Source organism: Comamonas sp. DB36, from assembly GCF_057914905.1.
This window is the reverse complement of the sequence record NZ_CP196633.1, coordinates 101487-118662: the sequence shown is the minus strand read 5'-3', so window position 1 is coordinate 118662 and position 17176 is coordinate 101487. Positions and strand designations below refer to the sequence as shown.

Sequence of the window (17176 nt, the reverse complement as noted above, 5' to 3'; positions counted from 1 at the left end):
ACTTAGATCTCCTCCAGGCGCGCCCGGGTGCTTGCCCGGGGCCGCTCGAAGCGCGCCGACAGGCCGCGCATCACCACATAAAAAACCGGCGTCAGGAACAGCCCGAACAGCGTCACGCCCAGCATGCCGGCAAAGACCGCAATCCCCATGGCATGGCGCATCTCCGCGCCCGCGCCGGTGGCCAGCACCAGCGGCACGACTCCGGCAATGAAGGCCAGCGAGGTCATGACGATGGGCCGCAGCCGCAGCCGGCAAGCCTCCACCACCGCATCCACCGCGCTTGCGCCCTCGGCTTCGCGGCTGCGCGCGAACTCAACGATCAGAATCGCGTTCTTGGCGGCCAGGCCGACCAGCACGATGAGCCCGATCTGCACGAAGACGTTGTTGTCGCCGCCCACCAGCCAGACGCCCAGGATCGCGCTGAGCAGACACATGGGAACGATCAGCAGCACCGACAGCGGCAGCAGCCAGCTGTTGTATTGCGCCGCCAGGATGAGATAGGCCAGCAGCACGCACAGCGGGAAAATGAACAGCGCCGAGTCTCCTGCCAGCTTTTGCTGGAAGGTCAGATCGGTCCATTCAAAGGCCATGCCTTCGGGCAGGACCTCCTTTGCCAGCCGCTCCATCACCGCCACCGCCTGCCCCGAGCTGACGCCCGTCATTGCGCCGCCCGCGATATCCGCCGCCGGGTAGCCGTTGTAGTGGATCACGCGGTCCGGGCCCGAACTGGGCGTGACGGTGACAAACGAGGACAGCGGCAGCATGTCTCCGGCGGCGTTGCGCACCTGCAGGCGGCCAATGGCCTCGGCCTGCATGCGGTGCTCGGCATCGCCCTGGGCGGTCACCTTGTAGGTGCGGCCAAAGCGGTTGAAGTCGTTCACATAGAGCGAGCCCAGATAGACCTGCAGCGACTCGAACACATCCGCCAGGCGCACACCTTGGCTCTTGACCTGGGTGCGATCGATGCTCACGTCCAGCTGCGGTGCGTTGACGTCGAAGCTGGTCATCAGCCCCGCGACCTGTCCCGACTCGGTGGCCTTGGTCATCAGGATCTGCGTATGCCGCACCAGGGCGTCGAGGCCGGCGCCGCCGCGGTCCTCGACCAGCATCTTGAAGCCTCCGGTGGCGCCCAGTCCGGGCACCGGCGGCGGCGGGAACACGCCCAGGAAGCCATCGGGAATGCTGGAGAATTTCGCCTGCAGCCGGCCGGTGATCGCGTTCGCGCCCAGGTCGGGCGTGGTGCGGTCCTTGAACGGGTCGAGCATCACGAAGACCACCGCGGCATTGGGCACGTTGACCATGCCGTTGATCGACAGTCCCGGGAACGCGACGACGCTTTCCACGCCGGGCTCGTCCAGCGCCATCTTCGACATCTGCTTGACCACGGCCTCGGTGCGGTCCAGCGAGGTCGAGTTGGGCAGCTGGGCAATCGCCACCAGGAAATACTTGTCCTGCATGGGAACGAAGCCCGGCGGCACGGCCTTGAAGCCCAGGAAGGTCAGCGCCAGCAGACCGGCGTAGACCAGCAATGCCAGGCCGCTGATGCGCACCACCTTGCGCACCGTGCTGCCATAGGCGTCGGGAGTGCGCTGGAACGGCCGGCTCAACGTCTGCAGCCAGCGGTCGGCGCGCCCGCGCAGGCTGCGCGGGTCATGCACGACGGCGTGCTGGCGCGGGCGCAGCAGCAGCCGGGCCAGCGCCGGGCTCAGCGTCAGCGAGTTGACGGCCGATAGAATCGTCGAGATGGCGATGGTGAGCGCAAACTGCCGATAGAACTCACCTTGCAGCCCGCTGAGGAAGGCGGTGGGGATGAACACCGCGGCCAGCACCGAGGTGATGGCGATGATGGGGCCCGTGACCTCATCCATGGCAAGCCGGGCGGCCTGCGCGGGCTCCTCGCCGTTTTCTATGTGGCGCTCGACGTTCTCGACCACGACAATCGCGTCGTCGACGACGATGCCTATGGAAAGCACCAGACCAAACAGCGACAGAGTGTTGAGCGAGAAGCCCATCAGGTGCATGACGGCAAAGGTGCCTATCAGCGACACCGGCACCGCCATCAGCGGAATCAGCGAGGCGCGCCAGTTGCGCAGGAACAGCACCACCACGATCACCACCAGCACGATGGCCTCCAGCAGCGTGGTCACCACCGATTCCAGCGAAGCGCGCACAAACACCGTCGGGTCGTAGGCAATGCGCGAGCTCAGCCCCGCGGGAAAGTTGACTTCCAGCCGCTGCATGGTGTCGCGCACCGCCTTCGAGACGTCCAGCGCGTTGGCGCCCGGACTCTGGATGATCTGCAGCGCCACCGCGGGCTCGCCGTCCAGCAGGCTGCGCAGCGCGTAGGCGTCGGCCCCCATCTCTATGCGGGCGACATCGCGCAGGCGCGTCACCTGGCCGTCGTTGCCGGTGCGGATGATGATGTCGCCGAATTGCGCCTCGTCGGTCAGCCGTCCCAGCGTGTTCACCGTCACCTGGAAGGCGGCGCTGGAATTGGGGGCCTGGCCCACGGAGCCGGCGGCCACCTGCACGTTCTGCTCGCGCACGGCGGCAATCACGTCGCCGGCCGTCAGTCCGCGCGCGGCAATCAGACCCGGGTCCAGCCACAGCCGCATGCTGTATTCGCCCGCGCCCCATACCAGCACATCGCTGATGCCCGAAATGCGCGACAGCTCGTCACGCACCTGGAGATAGGCGTAGTTGGAGATGTAGAGCGGGTCGTAGCGCTTGTCGGGCGACAGCAGGTGAACCACCATCAGCACGTCCGGCGAGGTCTTTTGCGTGATCACGCCCTGGCGCTGGACTTCTTCGGGCAGGCGCGGCAGCGCGCGCGAGACGCGGTTTTGCACCTGGATCTGCGCCATGTCGGCGTTGGTTCCCTGGGCGAAGGTCACGGTCAGCACCATGCGGCCGTCGGTGGCCGACTGCGACGACATGTACATCATGCCCTCGACGCCGGTGATCGCCTGCTCCAGCGGCGCGGCCACCGTTTCGGCAATCACCTTGGGGTTGGCGCCCGGGTAGGATGCCGTGACCTGCACCGTGGGCGGCGTGACGGCCGGGTACTCGCTGAGCGGCAACTGGAAGAAGGCAACGCCTCCGGCAATCACCATCAGCACCGACAGCACGATGGCAAAGATCGGCCGGTCGATGAAAAAGCGTGGAAAGCTCATTGGGCGGCCCCCGTGGTGGCTGTGGCCTCGACGGGCGTGCCGTCAATGGCCGCGGTCTGGGGGGTGATCTGCATGCCGGGACGCACCAGCCCCTTGACGACGATGCGCTCGCCCGGCTGCAGGCCTTGCTCGACCACGCGCAGGCCGTCGACCACCGCGCCCAGCTCGATGGGGCGGTACTCCGTCTTGTCGTCCTTGCCGACCACCAGCACATAGCGGCTGCCCTGGTCGGTGCCAATCGATTGATCGGAAATCAGCACCCTGGCCTGCGGCGCGCCGGTCTCCAGCTTGACCTTGGCAAACAGGCCGGGCGTCAGGTGCCCGTCGGGGTTGGCGACCACGGCGCGCACCCGCACCGTTCCCGTCGCGCGATCGCTGGTGTTGGCCAGATAGTCGACACGGCCGGGGCGCGAATAGGTCTTGTCGGTGAGCAGGGCCACCATGACCTTGGACGCCTGGGGCGCCTGCGGGCTGGCGCTGGCGCGGCCGGCGGCCAGCGAGCGCAGGTACGTGCGTTCGTCGACATCGAAATACACATGCAGCGGGTCGACCGAGACAATCGTCGTCAGAGGGGTCAGGCCGCTGGCAACGTAGTTGCCTTCGGTGACCAGGGCCTGGCCGACCCGTCCGCTGATGGGCGCCGTGACGCGCGCGAAACCCAGATCCAGCTTTGCGGTCTCGAGCGCCGCCTTGGCGGCCTCGACCTGGGCCTGGCCCGCATGCAGCGCGGCAGCGGCGGTGTCCAGCCGATCGCGCGCCACGACCTTCTGCGCAAACAGCTTTTCGGCGCGGGCATGTTCGGCCTGGGCGAGCTGCCAGGCTGCCTGGGCCTCGCGCAGGCGCGCCGCCGCGGCATTCAGCGTGGCCTGGAATTGCCGCGGATCGATGTGAAACAGCGCCCGGCCCTTCTCGACATACTGCCCCTCGGGCACGCTCACGCCCTCGATGTAGCCTGCGACCCGCGGGCGCAGTTCGACGCGCTTGACCGCGGTCAGCGAGCCGGTGAATTCGACAAAGGGCGTGACCGGGCGAACCATCACTTCGGCCACGGGAATCGTGGGCGGTTTGGCGGGTGCGGCGGACGGCGCCGCCTCCTGGCATCCGGCGACGGCGAGCATTGCGCCCATCGCCGCCGTGATCAGGGTTGCGCGTTTGACTTCCATCATGTTTCCTTTTGCGACAGCAGTCGACAGTTGGTATTTGCTGAGCCGAAGTAGCTTCTGCTGCGTTTATCGGCCTTGCCACGCTGGGAGGGTCAAGCGTTGTTTGCTGGAATCGGGCGGGGCAGCGCAAAGGTGTGGCCTGGAAGGCGGGCCGGGCTTGACCTTGTCACCTTGGCAAGGCTTAGGCTTTCCAGCATGGAAACGCGCCAGGACTTGAGCGGTCCCTGCAGAGGGAACAGCGTCCCGGCGCTCCATTGCCCCCGAGGCGCAAGCGCCTGGAAGACCGAGCAACGCAAGCGGCCGCATTGAGCGGCGACGAGAACCTATGCCCAAACTGACTGTCCTACCCCATGCCGACCTCGCGCCCGAAGGCGCGGTACTAGAGGTGGCCGCAGGCACTTCGATATGCGAGGCCCTGCTGGATCACGGCATTGAAATCGAGCATGCCTGCGAGCAAAGCAGCGCCTGCACCACCTGCCACTGCATAGTGCGCAAGGGCTTTGACTCGCTCAACGCCATCGAAGAAAGCGAGGACGACCTGCTCGACCGCGCCTGGGGCCTGGAGGCGCAGTCGCGCCTGAGCTGCCAGGCCGTCATTGCCAGAGAAGACCTGACGGTGGAAATTCCCAAGTACACGGTCAATCACGCCAAGGAAAACCACTGAGCGGGAGTGAGCCAGCGGGCGCTGGGCGTGCGGGTTGCCGCTTTGCCATGCGGGCGCGCCATGAAAAAACCGCGGCGGTTGCCGCGGGTGTTAGCGTGGGGAGCTAGGCGCCATACGCCGCCATGAAGACCCTCACGGCCTCGCGCAGCAGAGCCTTGTTTTCCCGGGCATCGGGCAGTTCGAGCTTGAGCAGCCCGCGGATATGGCCGGACCCCATGAACATCGACAGGAACAGGTCGGCCGCCTGCAGCGGATGGCGCACCTTCAGCGTGCCCGCCGCGTGTGCCAGGCGCAGGTACGCCGCGAGTTCGCGGTTCACGCGCTCCGGGCCTTCCTGGTAGAGGCCCAGGCAGACTTCCGGCTGTGCACCCGCGACGCCGTACACAGAGCGCAAGGCGCCCAGGGCGTCCTCCCCGCGCGAGAGGGCGAGAAACCGGGCGCCGATCGCCGCCAGCGCCTGCTCAGGCTGCTGCGGGTCCAGCGCTCCTGCGTCCGCGACTCCAGCCATCACCATCGCCGTCCTGTCGCGCACCACGGCATGGAACAGCCCTTCCTTGGAGCCGAAGTTGCTGTACACGGTCATCTTGGAAACACCCGCGTCCGCAGCGATGGCGTCCACGCTGGCGCGCTCCAGACCGTGCGCGTTGAAGTGCTTTTGTGCCGCCTCCGGGGTCCGCCTGCCGCGCGCTTGTTCGCAAAGCCTTGCCGGATTGCAGCCAACGACCAGGATCGAGTCCGCTGCGCAGCGCGTGATAGGTGGGGTGAACATGCCATCTGACTGGCTCAGGAATTCGAGGGTGCTTCACGCAGTCTATGCCGATGGCGAATAGTCCGGTCCACGGGTGCTTGATGGCGAAATCCAGGCCGAAGGCGTCGTCGGTGGTGGCCACCGCGACCGTGCATCCGGTAGGTCGCAAGAATTCAATGACCGCGAGGCAACACCGCCATACGGGGCCGTGGGGCGGGAATGCAAGGTTTGGCGGTTAGGCCGTGGTCCTGGCGGTCGCGCCCCTCGCCCGCACCGTGTTCGGCCATCAGGGCTTGCAGTCCATCTCAACTGTAAATGGTGTTCTGATATTTATCTGCCGCTGTTCTTTAATTAGGGGGGCAGCCTATGCATTCTGTAACGGTGTATGGCGAAAACAGTGGTGAGTAAGGAGATTGAAATCAAAATGTAGCATTTGAACAGGGCGTATTGGTAAAGCCGAGTGTGGTGTTCCATGATTTGACTGGGTGCAATCAATATGACATCTTGGCTTACATTGCGCACCTGCCAGATGTATCCACGCCCTCCGAATATTGCCGCATCCACATCCGTCACCCATACGTCCAGGGCATCTCCGATGTCCACGCCGTGCGAGATCGAGCCGACATTCGAGAAATACCACCACTTCAGATATTTTTCGCCGGACTCGCCCTTCATTTCCACCCGTCTTTCTCTTCTGGTGATCGTCGGTGTTGACAAAGCCATGAACCGAATGATCTTCGTTGAATAGGAAGGCGGCGGCTCCAGGTGTTTGGGCGGCCACTTCACAAAGAATGTCAATATGAACGTGGTGACAGCAATTGCTGCCAAGAGCTTGGCATTTTCATAATTATTCAACAGAGGGGTGACTGTCGTTTTGATATACATAGTCAAGATGCATTCGATCGACAAGGACTGCGCAGGGCAGTTCCTGCTGACGGGCGAGCGCGCAGGCCGCGCAGCTAGCCGATCGCATGGTCGCGTTTGAGTTGTCCGGGCAGGATGCCGAATTGCGCGCGAAAGGCCGCCGCGAAATGGCTGGCGTTGGTGTAGCCGAAATCCGCGGCAACCGTGACCACAGACTGCCGCCGGGTTTGCAGCCTGACGCGGGCCGCCTGCATACGCTCGCGCTGGAACATTGCATAGGGGCTGCAGGCGAAGACCCGGCGAAAGCCGCGCAATAGAGTGGCCTCGCTCATGTTCGCGACCGCTGCCAGCGCGGCCAGTGACGGTGCTTGCCCCAGGTCGGCAAGCAGCAGATCGCGCGCCCGCTCCAGACGCGCGTGCTGCGTTCCAACTGGGGAAGCTGGCGTCACGCAACGTCTGGCCTCGAGGAACAGACCCACCATGGTCGTGGCCTGGCCCTGAAACCACAGCGGGTGGCGCTGCTGCTGAACCCCATAGGCGGCGCTCGCCAGCAGCTGAGCGCTGATGTGCTGGGCTGTCGCCGCAAGTTCTCCGCCGCGGTGGCCGGTGGCAAACCCTCCGCATTCCAGCAGTTGGCGCAAAGCCGTGTCCGAGGTGTCTGTCCAGGCCGACAGCATGTCGGGGCGGACCATCACCGACAGGTTGGCCAGCGTGCCTTTCTGCCGGTATCGGCCGGTCCGTCCGGGTCCGTAGCTGATGTTGCCCGAACCGGCCTGCAGCACATGCTCCTGATCGTGGGTCGCGTCAAAAAGACAGCTGGCCTGGCCTTGAAGCAGGCAATTGAAGCTAAAGCAGATGCGCTCGCTATCGTCGTTCAACGCCAGGTCCAGGGTGTCTTCGAAATGCCCCTGCCAGTACACCAGCTCGACCCCATCGCCCAGCGCGACCTGGACGATGCGGCAACTGCTTCCCGGGCCTGTGCGCACCAGCGATGAATCGGCGACCAGCCGGGTGACCAGCAGGCTGGCCATGGAAGGGGATGTGCTCATGACGCGCCACGGTGACTGCCTGAGGGCAGGTTTTGATCGGAATGGAGTGGAATTATAAATGAGAATCATTATCATCATTTGAGTGCTTCGGCAATGTGCGTCTGCTGCGTTGTCGAAGCGGGCGCAAGCTTTTATTGGTGTGCCCTTGCCCGCCCCAGGTCGATCGCGCGATCGTGCACGGCCTGCGACCGCCCGGCCTCGGCGCACCTGAACTGTTCTCTAGGAAAGATTCCATGCCGCATTCCGCAAGACCTGCGCCGCCCTCCCGGCGCGCGCGCCCCTTCCATCCTGCATGCGAGCCGGCTGCGCTGCTGCTGCTGGCATTTCTGTCATCGGGTCTTCATGCGCACAGCATGCCAGTCGATGCCGGCGGCGCCGAGCGCCAGAGCGCGGCAGTCGATGGCGGCGTGCTTGCGCCCATCACCGTCTCCGGGCGGCGGCGCGATGCCGATGCCGATGCCGGTCGTGCATCCGCGGCCAGCGTGACCCGGGTCGATGCGCGGGAGCTGGCGACCGGCAGCCTCGACAGCGTGGAGCGGGTGCTCCAGGCCACGCCCGGAGTGGGCATCTACACTTCGGGCGGCCCCCAGGACAACACCATTTACATCCGCGGCGTGGGTTCGCTCTACCAGAGCTCCAGCGATGAAATGCTGTCCGGCGTGAGCATCGACGGCCTGCAGGTGCCGTCACGCTATCTTTCGTTCGGCACGCTCGATGCCGAAGGGGTCGACATCTACAAGGGCCCGCAGGGAACGCGTAGTGCCGCCAGCGCCGCGGCCGGAATGATCGATGTCCGCACGGTACGCCCCACGCCCGCTGCGGGCGGCTACCTGCGCGCGGAAGTGGGCCAGAACGGCCGCAACTTAGAGGAGTTTGCCTGGGGTGGGGCCCTGGGTGCGCGCCTGCGCGGGCGCATCGCCTTGCGCCACATTGGCGAGAACAGCTGGGTCACCAACAGCCAGACGGGCAAGCCGCTGAGCAAGCCCGACGATCTATCCTTTCGCGCGACGCTGGCCGGTGAACTCGCGCCGCGCACGTCGTTCGAGCTGACGGCCTCCCAGCAGCGCGTGCGCGGCAATCCCAACTTGCTGATGCTGCGCCCTTATGCCGACAAGCCGGTGCTGAGCCTGCCCGACGACATCTATGGGATCAACCAGCAGCAACTGGGGCTGTACGCGCTGCGACTCACGCATGATCTCGACGCCAGCCGCCTGAGTGCGACCACGGGCTACACGCGCCAGAGATCCACCCGCGTGCTGGCTTACGACGAGCATCTGTACCAGGCGCTCTACGGCATGCCCATGGTCTACGCCCAGGTCTACCAGGGAGACGACAATACCCTGAGCCAGGACCTTCAATGGTCTTCGCTGCCCGGAGCGGCGCTGGCCTGGAATCTGGGCGCCTATCTGTCGCGCGGCGACCGCATCAATCACACGCTGGCGTATCCATTGCAGCCCGGCATCAGCACTGCGCGGGATTATGAGAACCAACGCCATGCGCTGTTCGGTGACGTGTCGCTGCCGGTCACGGAAAAGCTCAAGCTGGGCGCCGGCCTGCGCCGGGAATGGTCGCGTCGCAGCTATGCAGGGCGTTATGGCGGCGCCGTGGCCGGAGCGGTGGACCAGCGGCGCATGGACGACTCCTACACCACCGGCCGCCTGGCGCTGAGCTATGCCGTGGCGCGCGACGCCGAGGTCTACACCGCGCTGTCAAGCGGCTACAGTCCCGCGGGGTTCCAGGATTACGCGGGCCAGCTGGCCGACAGCGCGCCATACCGCGGCGCGCGCGTGAACGCGTTCGAGCTGGGGTTCAAGTCCGTGTCGCAGGACCAGCGCCTCGCGCTGCATGGTGCGGTGTTCCACAACGGGGTGCGCAACAACCAGCTGCTGGCCTACGACAGCGATACCTTCGTGAGCCAGGTCTTCAATATGGACAGCAAAAGCCGGGGCGTAGAAGTGGATGGCACTTGGCGTGTCACGCCCCAACTGAGTCTTTCGGCCATGCTGGCCTACACACGGGCCGAAATCACCAGCGACCTGATGACGACATCGGGCGCCATCTCGCGTGGAAATCGCATGCCCATGGTGCCTGAATGGGCAGGCCAGCTGCAGGTGCGCTACCGCAAGCCCCTGCCGGCCTTTGCAGGCATGACCGCGCCAACGCTCACCGCCCAGGCCAGCTACTTCCATTCAGGACGCCGGCCCGCCGACCCGCACAACCACTTCGATCTCGGCAGCTACGGCAAGCTGGACCTGCGTGTCGGCATCCAGCACGGCAGGGCCGAATTCTATCTGTGGGCGGACAATCTGCTCGACAGGCGTTCGGATCTCTATGGCTACTGGGCCAGTCCGGATGTCACCTATGGTGCGCCCGCGCGCGGTCGCATGCTGGGTGTAGGCCTGCGGTACACGCTGTGATGCGTCGCGGTCTCTGGTGGCTGCTGGCCAGCCTTTACACGACGCAGACGATAGCGCTGATGTTTTTCGTCGGGGCCTTCGTGGCCATCCTGCTGGAGCAGGGAGGCTCGATGGAGCGGGTCAGCCAGGTCTACATGCTGGGCATGGTGTGGCCCTTCAAGTTTCTGTGGGCACCGCTGGTGGACCGACTGCGGTTCGGCCGGCTGGGTCACTACCGTGGCTGGCTGGTACTGATGCAGGCGGGCATGGTGCTTTGTCTGCTGGCACTGGCGCGCTTCGATCCAGCAGGCGACTTCGGCACCATCTATGGCCTGTGCCTGTTGCTGGCGTTTTTCTCGGCGACGCAGGATGTGGCGGCCGACGGCCTGGCCTGCACGCTGCTGCCGCCCGCCTTGCGCGGCCATGGCAACGCGCTGCAGATTGCGGGTGGCCTGGTGGGCACGCTGGTGGGCGCGGGCCTGGTGCTGATTGCCTACAGGCATGTGGGCTGGGCCGGCAGCATGTACATCATGGCGGCCGTGACGGGGATCTCCTGGGTGCAGCTGGTGTTCTTCCGTGAGCCGACCCCGGTGCATGGCGCGCGCTCCAAGGTGCAGGTGGCATCGCGTTTCTGGACGCTGTGGCGGCAAGAGGGCTGGCCCGCGTGGCTGGCGATCGTGCTCTTCTACACCGTCGGCAGCGGCCTGGCCTACGCGGTCATGACGCCCATGCTTGTGGATGCGGGCTGGACGCTGGAGCGCATCGGACTGATGCTCAATGTGCTGGGCCCGCTGGCTGGCACGCTGGCCACGTCGGTCACGGGCTGGTTGATCGGGCGCTTCGGATGCGGGCGCTTGCTGGTCTGGGCAGCCCTGGTGCAGGTGCTGGGCATTGCGGCGGTCGCGCTGCCCTTGTGGGCGAGTACGCAAGACAGCGCGCTTTCCTTAGCGGTGATTTTCTATTTCCTCTGCTACAACCCCGCTGCAGTCGTGCTGGCCACGCTGATGATGGACCGGGTCTCGGCCCATGCTCCCGCCACCGATTACACCTTGCAGTTCAGCCTCAACCAGTTTGTCGTCTTTGGCGCAATCAGCGCGGGCACAGTCTTGGCGGTGCAATGGGGGTATGGCGGGGTATTGGCGCTTGCGGCTGCCTCGGGGCTGGGGGCGGTGCTGCTGGCGCTTGCATACCGCGCGCCGGCATTGTCCGTGGCCGACAAGCGCTTGCGCGCGCAGGAGTTGCGGACATGAGCAGGTATGCAGCAGATCGCGCAGCCCAACTGCCCGTGCGGCCGCAAACCTTCATCGGCCTGGCACTCGGTGGCGCGCGCGCGCTGGCCTGGGCCGGTGCCGCGGCCGTGGCCTCCGCCGCGCTGAGCATCGCACCGTACGGTGTGCTGTATCTGGTGCTGGTCGAGTTGCTGGCCCAAAGCCCCGATGTCCAGCGCATCCGCTGGCTGGCGGCGGGCATGCTGGCCTTGCTGCTGCTGCGCTGGGCGCTGATGGCGCTCAGCCATGTGTTGGCGCACCAGGGGGCCTTCATCGTGCAGCACCGTCTGCGTCTGGGGGTGGCACGCCGTCTTGGCGAGGTGCCGCTGTCGTTCTTCGCGGGCCGGGGTTCGGGCAGCCTGCGCCGTACGATGACGGACGACATCAACAACCTCGAAGGTTTCCTGGCGCACATGCTGCCCGATGCCGTGGCTTCGGCCACGGTGCCGGTCGCGGCCTTGGCACTGCTGGCCGTCGCGGACTGGCGGCTGGCGCTCGCCACCCTGCTGCCGCTGCCGTTTGCCGTCGTGGCGCAGAGCGTGCTGATGCGCCGTGCGGCGGGGCGAATGCGCCAGTGGGGTGCGTTGCAACAGCGCATTGCCGACCAGATGGGCGAATACCTGCGCGGCATCAGCGTGGTGAAGGCCTTCGGGCGCGATGCGCGGTCGTTCAGCGATCTCAAAGCCCAGATCCATGGCGCCGCGGCCTGGGTGCAGAGCTACGCCAAGGACAGCGCGCTGGGCTGGGTGCTCTTCACCGGCCTGCTGTCGTCCAGCCTGGTCGCCGTCGCCCCCATGGGCGCCTGGCTGCTGCTGGGCGGGCGGCTGGATCTGCCGACCTTCGTGCTGTTCCTGCTGATCGCACCTTTGGTGCTGTTGCCCCTGCTGCGGCTGACCTTTGCCATGGGCGAGCAGTTGCAGCGCGCCGATGCGCTTGGCCGCGTCAACGAAGTGCTGGCCGAGCCCGCGCTGAAGGATTTGCGGACGCGGGTCCCTGAGGGCCCGCTGGATGTGGAATTCGTCGCTGCCTCGCACGCCTACGGCGAGCGTCAGTCGCTGCACGCAGTGAGCTTGCGCGCGGCTGCCGGCGAACTCACGGCGCTGGTCGGCGCGAGTGGCTCGGGCAAGAGCACGCTGGTGCGCTTGCTGCCGCGCTTGTATGAGTTGAATTCCGGCAGCGTGCGTGTGGGCGGGGTGGACGTGCGTGACTGGCCGCTGGACGCGCTGCTCGACCGGATTGGCATGGTGTTCCAGGAGGTGTTTCTTTTTGCCGGTTCGGTCGCCGACAACCTGCGGCTGGCGCGCCCGGATGCCAGCGATGCGGATCTGGAGCGAGCCGCCCGGGCGGCCAGAGCGCACGACTTCATCATGGCCCTGCCACAGGGCTACGCAACGGCCATTGGCGAGCGCGGCGCAATGCTGTCGGGCGGGGAGAGACAGCGCCTGTCGATCGCGCGGGCACTGCTCAAGAACGCACCCTTGCTGCTGCTGGACGAGGCCACGGCCAGCGTGGATGCGGAAAACGAGGCCTTGATCCAGCAGGCGCTCAATGCGCTGGCCCGTGGCCGGACGGTGCTGATGATTGCGCACCGGCTGCGCACGGTCGTGCATGCGCAGCGCATTGTCGTGTTGGACAAGGGCAGGGTGGTGGGCCAGGGCCGGCACGAGGAGCTGCTGGTGTCCTGCACGGCCTACCAGCGGTTGTGGCGCGACCACGAGGAAACGCGCAACTGGTCGTTGGGAATGGGCGGTGGCGCGCCCGCACGGGAGCTTGCGCCATGATCCGCGAACTCATGCTGGCCGGACTGCGGCTTTCCGCAAAACCCGATCCTCGCTTTCGCCGGGGCCTGATGTGGACCATGGCGGAGGCCTTCTGGGCTGCCGCCCTGTACCCGTGGCTTTATCTGCTGCTGCAGGGCGTGGGCAGCGGCGCGCTTACATCCGCCGGCATTGCTGGCTGCGCACTGGGCATGCTGCTGTGCCTGGGCCTGCGCGTCGAGTGCGGGCGCCGCGGCATGCCCACGCTGTATGCGGGGGCCTACTCCATGATGGGCGAGGCGCGGCTGCGGGTCGCCGACCACCTGCGGCAATTGCCCATGGGCTGGCATGCACGCCAGCGCGGCGGGGACCTCGGGGCGCGCCTGACCTCGGATCTGGAGCTGATCGAGCATATCTGGTCGCATTTCCTGGGGTCATTTGTCACCGGCATCGTCACGCCGCTGTGCCTCATGGCGTTCCTGGCCTGGCTTGACTGGCGCCTGGCCTTGCTGGCGCTGGCAGGCCTGCCGCCGGCCTTGCTGGCGCTGCTGGTGACCCAGCAGGTGGCGAGCCGTCCCGCCGAGCGCGTGATGGCGGCGAGCGCGGCCGCGCAGTCGGCGATTCTCGAATATCTGCAGGGCATTGCCGTGCTGCGCGTCCATGGCCGCTTCGGCTGGGCCTGGCAGCGCCTGGAGCAGGTGCTGGAGGAACTGCATGGCGCCGTGCTCGCGGTGGAATCCAAGCCCACGCCTTGGCTGGTGTCCTTTGGCTTTTTTCTCGAGGCGGGCTATGTCGCGCTGGTGCTGATCGGCTCGCAGTGGATGCTCGCGGGAGAACTCGATGCCATGAACCTGCTGGCTTTCCTGGTGATCGTGCTGCCCGTCTACCGCTGTCTCTTCGATGCCGGCCTTGCGGTCATGCTGCTGCGCTTTGCGCGCAAGGCGCTACAGCGCATCGAGGCCTTGCTGGCGGCGCCTGCGCTGGCACAGCCGCTGTGCCCGGCGGTGCCGCAGGGCGGTGATATCCGCTTCGAGCAGGTCGACTTCCGCTATGAAGGCGCGCAGCGCCTTGCCCTGCAGGGCGTGACTTGCACGCTTGCCGCGAACTCGGTGACGGCCATTGTCGGGCCCAGCGGTGCTGGAAAATCCACCTTGGTGCACCTGATTGCGCGCCTGTGGGACGTGAGCGCGGGCGCCATCCATCTTGGCAACGCCGATCTGCGGGCGCTAGGCAGCGAGGAACTGCAACGCCATGTCGGCATGGTGTTCCAGGATGTGGTGCTGTTTTCCGGCTCGGTGCTGGAGAACCTGCGCCTGGGTCGCCCCGATGCCACGCGCGCGCAAATCGTCGACGCGGCCCGCCAGGCACAGGCCCATGCTTTCATCGAGGCCCTGCCCCAGGGCTATGACACCGTGCTGGACGAAGGCGGAGCTTCGCTGTCTGGCGGGGAGCGGCAGCGCCTGGCGATTGCCCGGGCCTTGCTCAAGAATGCGCCCATCCTGCTGCTGGACGAGGCCACAGCCAACGTCGACCCGTCGGCGGAGGTGGAAATCCAGCGCGCGCTGGCAGCGCTCACGCGCGGGCGCACGGTGGTGGTCATCGCCCACCGCCTGCACAGCGTACGCCATGCGGATCAGATCCTGGTGCTGGACCAGGGGCGTCTGGTCGAGCAGGGTACGCATGACCAGTTGATGCGGCATGCAGGGCTTTATGCGCGCCTTTGGGCGCGGCAGATGGAAGCGCGGCTGTGGACCATGGACGCAGCTTGAGGACGCGCCGGCCAGGCGCTCCTTGGTCAGCTTCGTGCCCTCGGCCAGCGCTTCGAGCTTGCGCCACGCCAGGTCCCGCGACATCGGCGCCAGGCCGCTGTTCGTGCACGGGAACAGCCGCTCCCTGGGCACGAACTCCAGCGCCCGGGCAATGGGGTCTGCCAGTTCCTCGGCGGTCTCTACCACCTCGCTGCCCACATCGATCACGCCTACCAGCACATCCTTGCCGGCCAGCAGCTTCACCAGATCAGGCCCGTGAGCGTGCACCGCGCCCGGCACGCTCTCGAAGCCGGCCTGCGCTGCGCGCTGTTTCGCCACGAGGGGCGCAACCTGTACCCTACCTATGCCGCGCAGGCGCTGGCGGAAGTGGCGCGCGAAGCACGCCTTGCAGACCAGGGGCAGCTTCACCCCATCGAAGCCTCTATCGCCAAAGCCTTTTCGGCCGATGCCGCGATGTGGGCGGCAACCGCAGCGGTAGGTTACTCGACCGAGTAACTCGTAGAGAAGCTCATTCGCGACGCGAAGCTGCAGATCTGCGAGGGAACCGGTGAAATCCAACGCCATGTGATCGCGCGGGAATTGCCGCAAAACGCTTCTTGAGCAACAACGACTGCGCGACGGGCGAGAGGCCCTGCTGATTTATGCAGACGCTGCTTGTACCTCCACGCGCTCTTGTGCTTTGAGTGCGGGAACGGTGCCCAATGACCCTGGGAGAATATGGACAACAGCTGGATTCAGAAGGCTTGCGCCATCGAGAAGACGGCGCAAAGAGCTTGCGCTGCTGCACGGCCTGCACAGACCGCGCAGCGACCACTCAGTCCACGGAAGCGCCGGAGATCTTCACGATCTGCTGCAGTTTGGGCGCATCGTCGCGCAGCATCTTGTCAAATGCCGGGGCTGACAGCAAGCGCGGGAAGAAACCCACGGTGAGCAGCTTGGCCCGGGTCGCAGGTTCCTGCAGCACGGCGGTGATGGCCGCCTCCAGCTGGTCGCTCACCGCCTTGGGGGTGCCGCGCGGCGCCAGTGCGCCTATCCACACGCTGCCGATCAGGTCGTGGTAGCCGGTTTCGGCCAGCGTCGGAACATTGGCCAGCGAGGCAATGCGCTGGGGCGTGCCCACGGCCAGGGCCTTGAGCTTCTGGGCATCGACGAAAGGCTGGACGGTGGTGATGGTGTCAAACGAGGCGTCGACATTGCCGGCCATCAGGTCGGTGAGCGAGCGGGCGCTGCCGGTATAGGGGACATGCACCATTTCCACCTTGGCCGCCTGCTTGAGCGATTCCATGGCCAGGTGCGAGGTCGTGCCGTTGCCGGGCGTCGAATAGGTCAGCCGGCCGGGATTCTTGCGCGCGAACTCGATCATGCCCTTGAGGTCCTGGAAAGGCGCGCCCGGGCGCGCCACGAGCACCAGCGGAATGTCGCCGAGCAGCATCACAGGCTGGATGTCCTCCGGCTTGTAGGAAAGCTTTTTCTGCAGGAACTGATTGGTCAGCACCGCGCCGGTGTTGGCAAACGCGATGTTGTAGCCGTCGGGTGCCTGCTGGGCAAGGTAGCCCAGCGCCAGGCTGCCGCCCTGGCCGGGGCGGTTTTCCACCAGAAACGGCTGGTGCAGCCGGGCGCCCAGGCGGTCGGTCAGAACGCGCGCGATCAAGTCGGTGGCCTGGCCTGCGGGGAAGCCGACAGCGATCTTGACCGGGCGGCTGGGATAGCCGGCGGCGCCGGCTTGCGCCAGGCTCGCGCCATGGCCGAACGTGCCCAGGGCGGCAAGGGCGGTGCTGGTGGTGATGAAGTGGCGTCGTTGCATGTCTCGGATACCTTGTTTTTGGAAAAAAGAAAAAGCCGGGGCTTACTGCGCGGCGCGGCGCTTGATGAGGTACTTCTGCACCCCTTCCATCACGCATTCGCCGCGCTGGTTGGTGATGCGCGAGCTCAGGACCACCACGCCCGTGGTGCGCCCAGGAACCAGTTCCGAGACGCAAAGCATCGGATACAGCGTGTCGCCCGAATACACGGGCTTGAGAAAGCGGCTGGACTGTTCGATGAAGCCCTTCATCGAGTCCTCGACATAGTGCGGAAACCAGCCCGCGCCTGCGGCGCTCTGGATCAGGATCTGGAAGCCGTGCGCGCCCAGGGCCGGCATGCCGCGCTGGCGGCAGTATTCGACGTCGTAGTGGCTGGGGTGGTTGTCGGCGCTGGCCAGCTGGAAGGCGGCGAACAGCGCGTCCGTCATGGTGCGCGACGGGATGGGGAATTCCTCGCCGACGCTGAAGTCATCGAAGTAGTACTGCTTGAACATGTTGAATCCGGGCATGGTGGTCGGGTGCA

At 66.0% G+C, this 17176-nt stretch carries 12 protein-coding genes and 2 pseudogenes; 6 read left to right on the top strand and 8 right to left on the bottom strand.

Annotation, left to right across the window (positions count from 1 at the left end; all coding sequences use genetic code 11):
- Positions 1 to 2: 2 nt before the first annotated feature.
- Together ACSVDO_RS24980 and ACSVDO_RS24975 are read right to left on the bottom strand one after the other, a co-directional pair.
- A complete protein-coding gene (locus ACSVDO_RS24980; protein WP_489597768.1) occupies positions 3 to 3173 on the bottom strand; it encodes an efflux RND transporter permease subunit in 3171 nt (1056 codons plus the stop codon).
- On the bottom strand, positions 3170 to 4336 hold the full coding sequence (locus ACSVDO_RS24975) for an efflux RND transporter periplasmic adaptor subunit (protein WP_489597767.1): 1167 nt from the start codon (positions 4334 to 4336) through the stop codon (positions 3170 to 3172). Before ACSVDO_RS24975 ends, ACSVDO_RS24980 begins: the two co-directional genes overlap by 4 nt.
- 325 nt (positions 4337 to 4661) lie before the next feature.
- Here ACSVDO_RS24975 and fdx point away from each other — a divergent pair, with 325 nt between their 5' ends.
- A complete protein-coding gene (fdx, locus tag ACSVDO_RS24970) occupies positions 4662 to 5000 on the top strand; it encodes an ISC system 2Fe-2S type ferredoxin (protein WP_489597766.1) in 339 nt (112 codons plus the stop codon).
- A 103-nt stretch (positions 5001 to 5103) separates the two neighbouring features.
- Here fdx and ACSVDO_RS24965 read toward each other — a convergent pair whose 3' ends face one another.
- The 3 genes from ACSVDO_RS24965 to ACSVDO_RS24955 form a co-directional block, all read right to left on the bottom strand.
- On the bottom strand, positions 5104 to 5769 hold the full coding sequence (locus ACSVDO_RS24965) for a TetR/AcrR family transcriptional regulator (protein WP_489597765.1): 666 nt from the start codon (positions 5767 to 5769) through the stop codon (positions 5104 to 5106).
- Positions 5770 to 6099: 330 nt separating this feature from the next.
- Positions 6100 to 6639 carry a hypothetical protein gene (locus ACSVDO_RS24960; protein ID WP_489597764.1) on the bottom strand — a complete coding sequence of 180 codons (540 nt, stop codon included), beginning with the start codon at positions 6637 to 6639 and terminating at the stop codon, positions 6100 to 6102.
- 68 nt (positions 6640 to 6707) lie between these two features.
- Positions 6708 to 7643 (bottom strand): AraC family transcriptional regulator, encoded by a 936-nt coding sequence (locus tag ACSVDO_RS24955; RefSeq protein WP_489597763.1) that lies wholly within the window; start codon positions 7641 to 7643, stop codon positions 6708 to 6710.
- A 371-nt stretch (positions 7644 to 8014) separates the two neighbouring features.
- On the opposite strand from ACSVDO_RS24955, the gene ACSVDO_RS24950 reads away from it, so the two are divergent.
- From ACSVDO_RS24950 to ACSVDO_RS24935, 4 genes are read left to right on the top strand one after another with little or no spacing between them, the layout of a single operon-like run.
- Entirely contained in the window at positions 8015 to 10078 is a 2064-nt protein-coding gene (locus tag ACSVDO_RS24950) for a TonB-dependent receptor (protein ID WP_489597762.1), read from the top strand.
- Complete coding sequence (locus ACSVDO_RS24945) at positions 10078 to 11307, top strand: MFS transporter (protein WP_489597761.1); 1230 nt, start codon at positions 10078 to 10080, stop codon at positions 11305 to 11307. Before ACSVDO_RS24950 ends, ACSVDO_RS24945 begins: the two co-directional genes overlap by 1 nt.
- Complete coding sequence (locus tag ACSVDO_RS24940; RefSeq protein WP_489597760.1) at positions 11304 to 13106, top strand: ABC transporter ATP-binding protein; 1803 nt, start codon at positions 11304 to 11306, stop codon at positions 13104 to 13106. Before ACSVDO_RS24945 ends, ACSVDO_RS24940 begins: the two co-directional genes overlap by 4 nt.
- The gene (locus ACSVDO_RS24935; protein WP_489597759.1) at positions 13103 to 14851 is read left to right on the top strand and encodes an ABC transporter ATP-binding protein; all 1749 of its coding nucleotides are present in this window, start codon (positions 13103 to 13105) and stop codon (positions 14849 to 14851) included. The genes ACSVDO_RS24940 and ACSVDO_RS24935 overlap by 4 nt, the downstream gene beginning before the upstream one ends.
- A 105-nt stretch (positions 14852 to 14956) precedes the next feature.
- Here ACSVDO_RS24935 and ACSVDO_RS24930 read toward each other — a convergent pair.
- Positions 14957 to 15037, bottom strand: a pseudogene (locus ACSVDO_RS24930) (hypothetical protein); the annotation flags it as partial.
- 60 nt (positions 15038 to 15097) lie between these two features.
- On the opposite strand from ACSVDO_RS24930, the pseudogene ACSVDO_RS24925 reads away from it, so the two are divergent.
- A pseudogene (locus ACSVDO_RS24925) lies at positions 15098 to 15229 on the top strand (LysR family transcriptional regulator); the annotation flags it as partial.
- A gap of 436 nt (positions 15230 to 15665) precedes the next feature.
- Here the strand turns inward: ACSVDO_RS24925 and ACSVDO_RS24920 are convergent.
- Complete coding sequence (locus ACSVDO_RS24920; protein WP_489597758.1) at positions 15666 to 16655, bottom strand: Bug family tripartite tricarboxylate transporter substrate binding protein; 990 nt, start codon at positions 16653 to 16655, stop codon at positions 15666 to 15668.
- 42 nt (positions 16656 to 16697) lie between these two features.
- Positions 16698 to 17162, bottom strand: coding sequence for a MaoC family dehydratase (locus ACSVDO_RS24915; RefSeq protein WP_489597757.1), 465 nt, complete (start codon positions 17160 to 17162; stop codon positions 16698 to 16700).
- Positions 17163 to 17176 lie beyond the last annotated feature (14 nt).

Excerpts from the sequence above, each read along its gene's own strand:
- ACSVDO_RS24980 (WP_489597768.1), bottom strand. The coding sequence starts at position 3,173 with ATGAGCTTTCCACGCTTTTTCATCGACCGGCCGATCTTTGCCATCGTG.
- ACSVDO_RS24975 (WP_489597767.1), bottom strand. The coding sequence starts at position 4,336 with ATGGAAGTCAAACGCGCAACCCTGATCACGGCGGCGATGGGCGCAATG.
- fdx (WP_489597766.1), top strand. The coding sequence starts at position 4,662 with ATGCCCAAACTGACTGTCCTACCCCATGCCGACCTCGCGCCCGAAGGC.
- ACSVDO_RS24965 (WP_489597765.1), bottom strand. The coding sequence starts at position 5,769 with ATGTTCACCCCACCTATCACGCGCTGCGCAGCGGACTCGATCCTGGTC.
- ACSVDO_RS24955 (WP_489597763.1), bottom strand. The coding sequence starts at position 7,643 with ATGGCCAGCCTGCTGGTCACCCGGCTGGTCGCCGATTCATCGCTGGTG.
- ACSVDO_RS24950 (WP_489597762.1), top strand. The coding sequence starts at position 8,015 with ATGCCAGTCGATGCCGGCGGCGCCGAGCGCCAGAGCGCGGCAGTCGAT.
- ACSVDO_RS24945 (WP_489597761.1), top strand. The coding sequence starts at position 10,078 with ATGCGTCGCGGTCTCTGGTGGCTGCTGGCCAGCCTTTACACGACGCAG.
- ACSVDO_RS24940 (WP_489597760.1), top strand. The coding sequence starts at position 11,304 with ATGAGCAGGTATGCAGCAGATCGCGCAGCCCAACTGCCCGTGCGGCCG.
- ACSVDO_RS24935 (WP_489597759.1), top strand. The coding sequence starts at position 13,103 with ATGATCCGCGAACTCATGCTGGCCGGACTGCGGCTTTCCGCAAAACCC.
- ACSVDO_RS24920 (WP_489597758.1), bottom strand. The coding sequence starts at position 16,655 with ATGCAACGACGCCACTTCATCACCACCAGCACCGCCCTTGCCGCCCTG.
- ACSVDO_RS24915 (WP_489597757.1), bottom strand. The coding sequence starts at position 17,162 with ATGCCCGGATTCAACATGTTCAAGCAGTACTACTTCGATGACTTCAGC.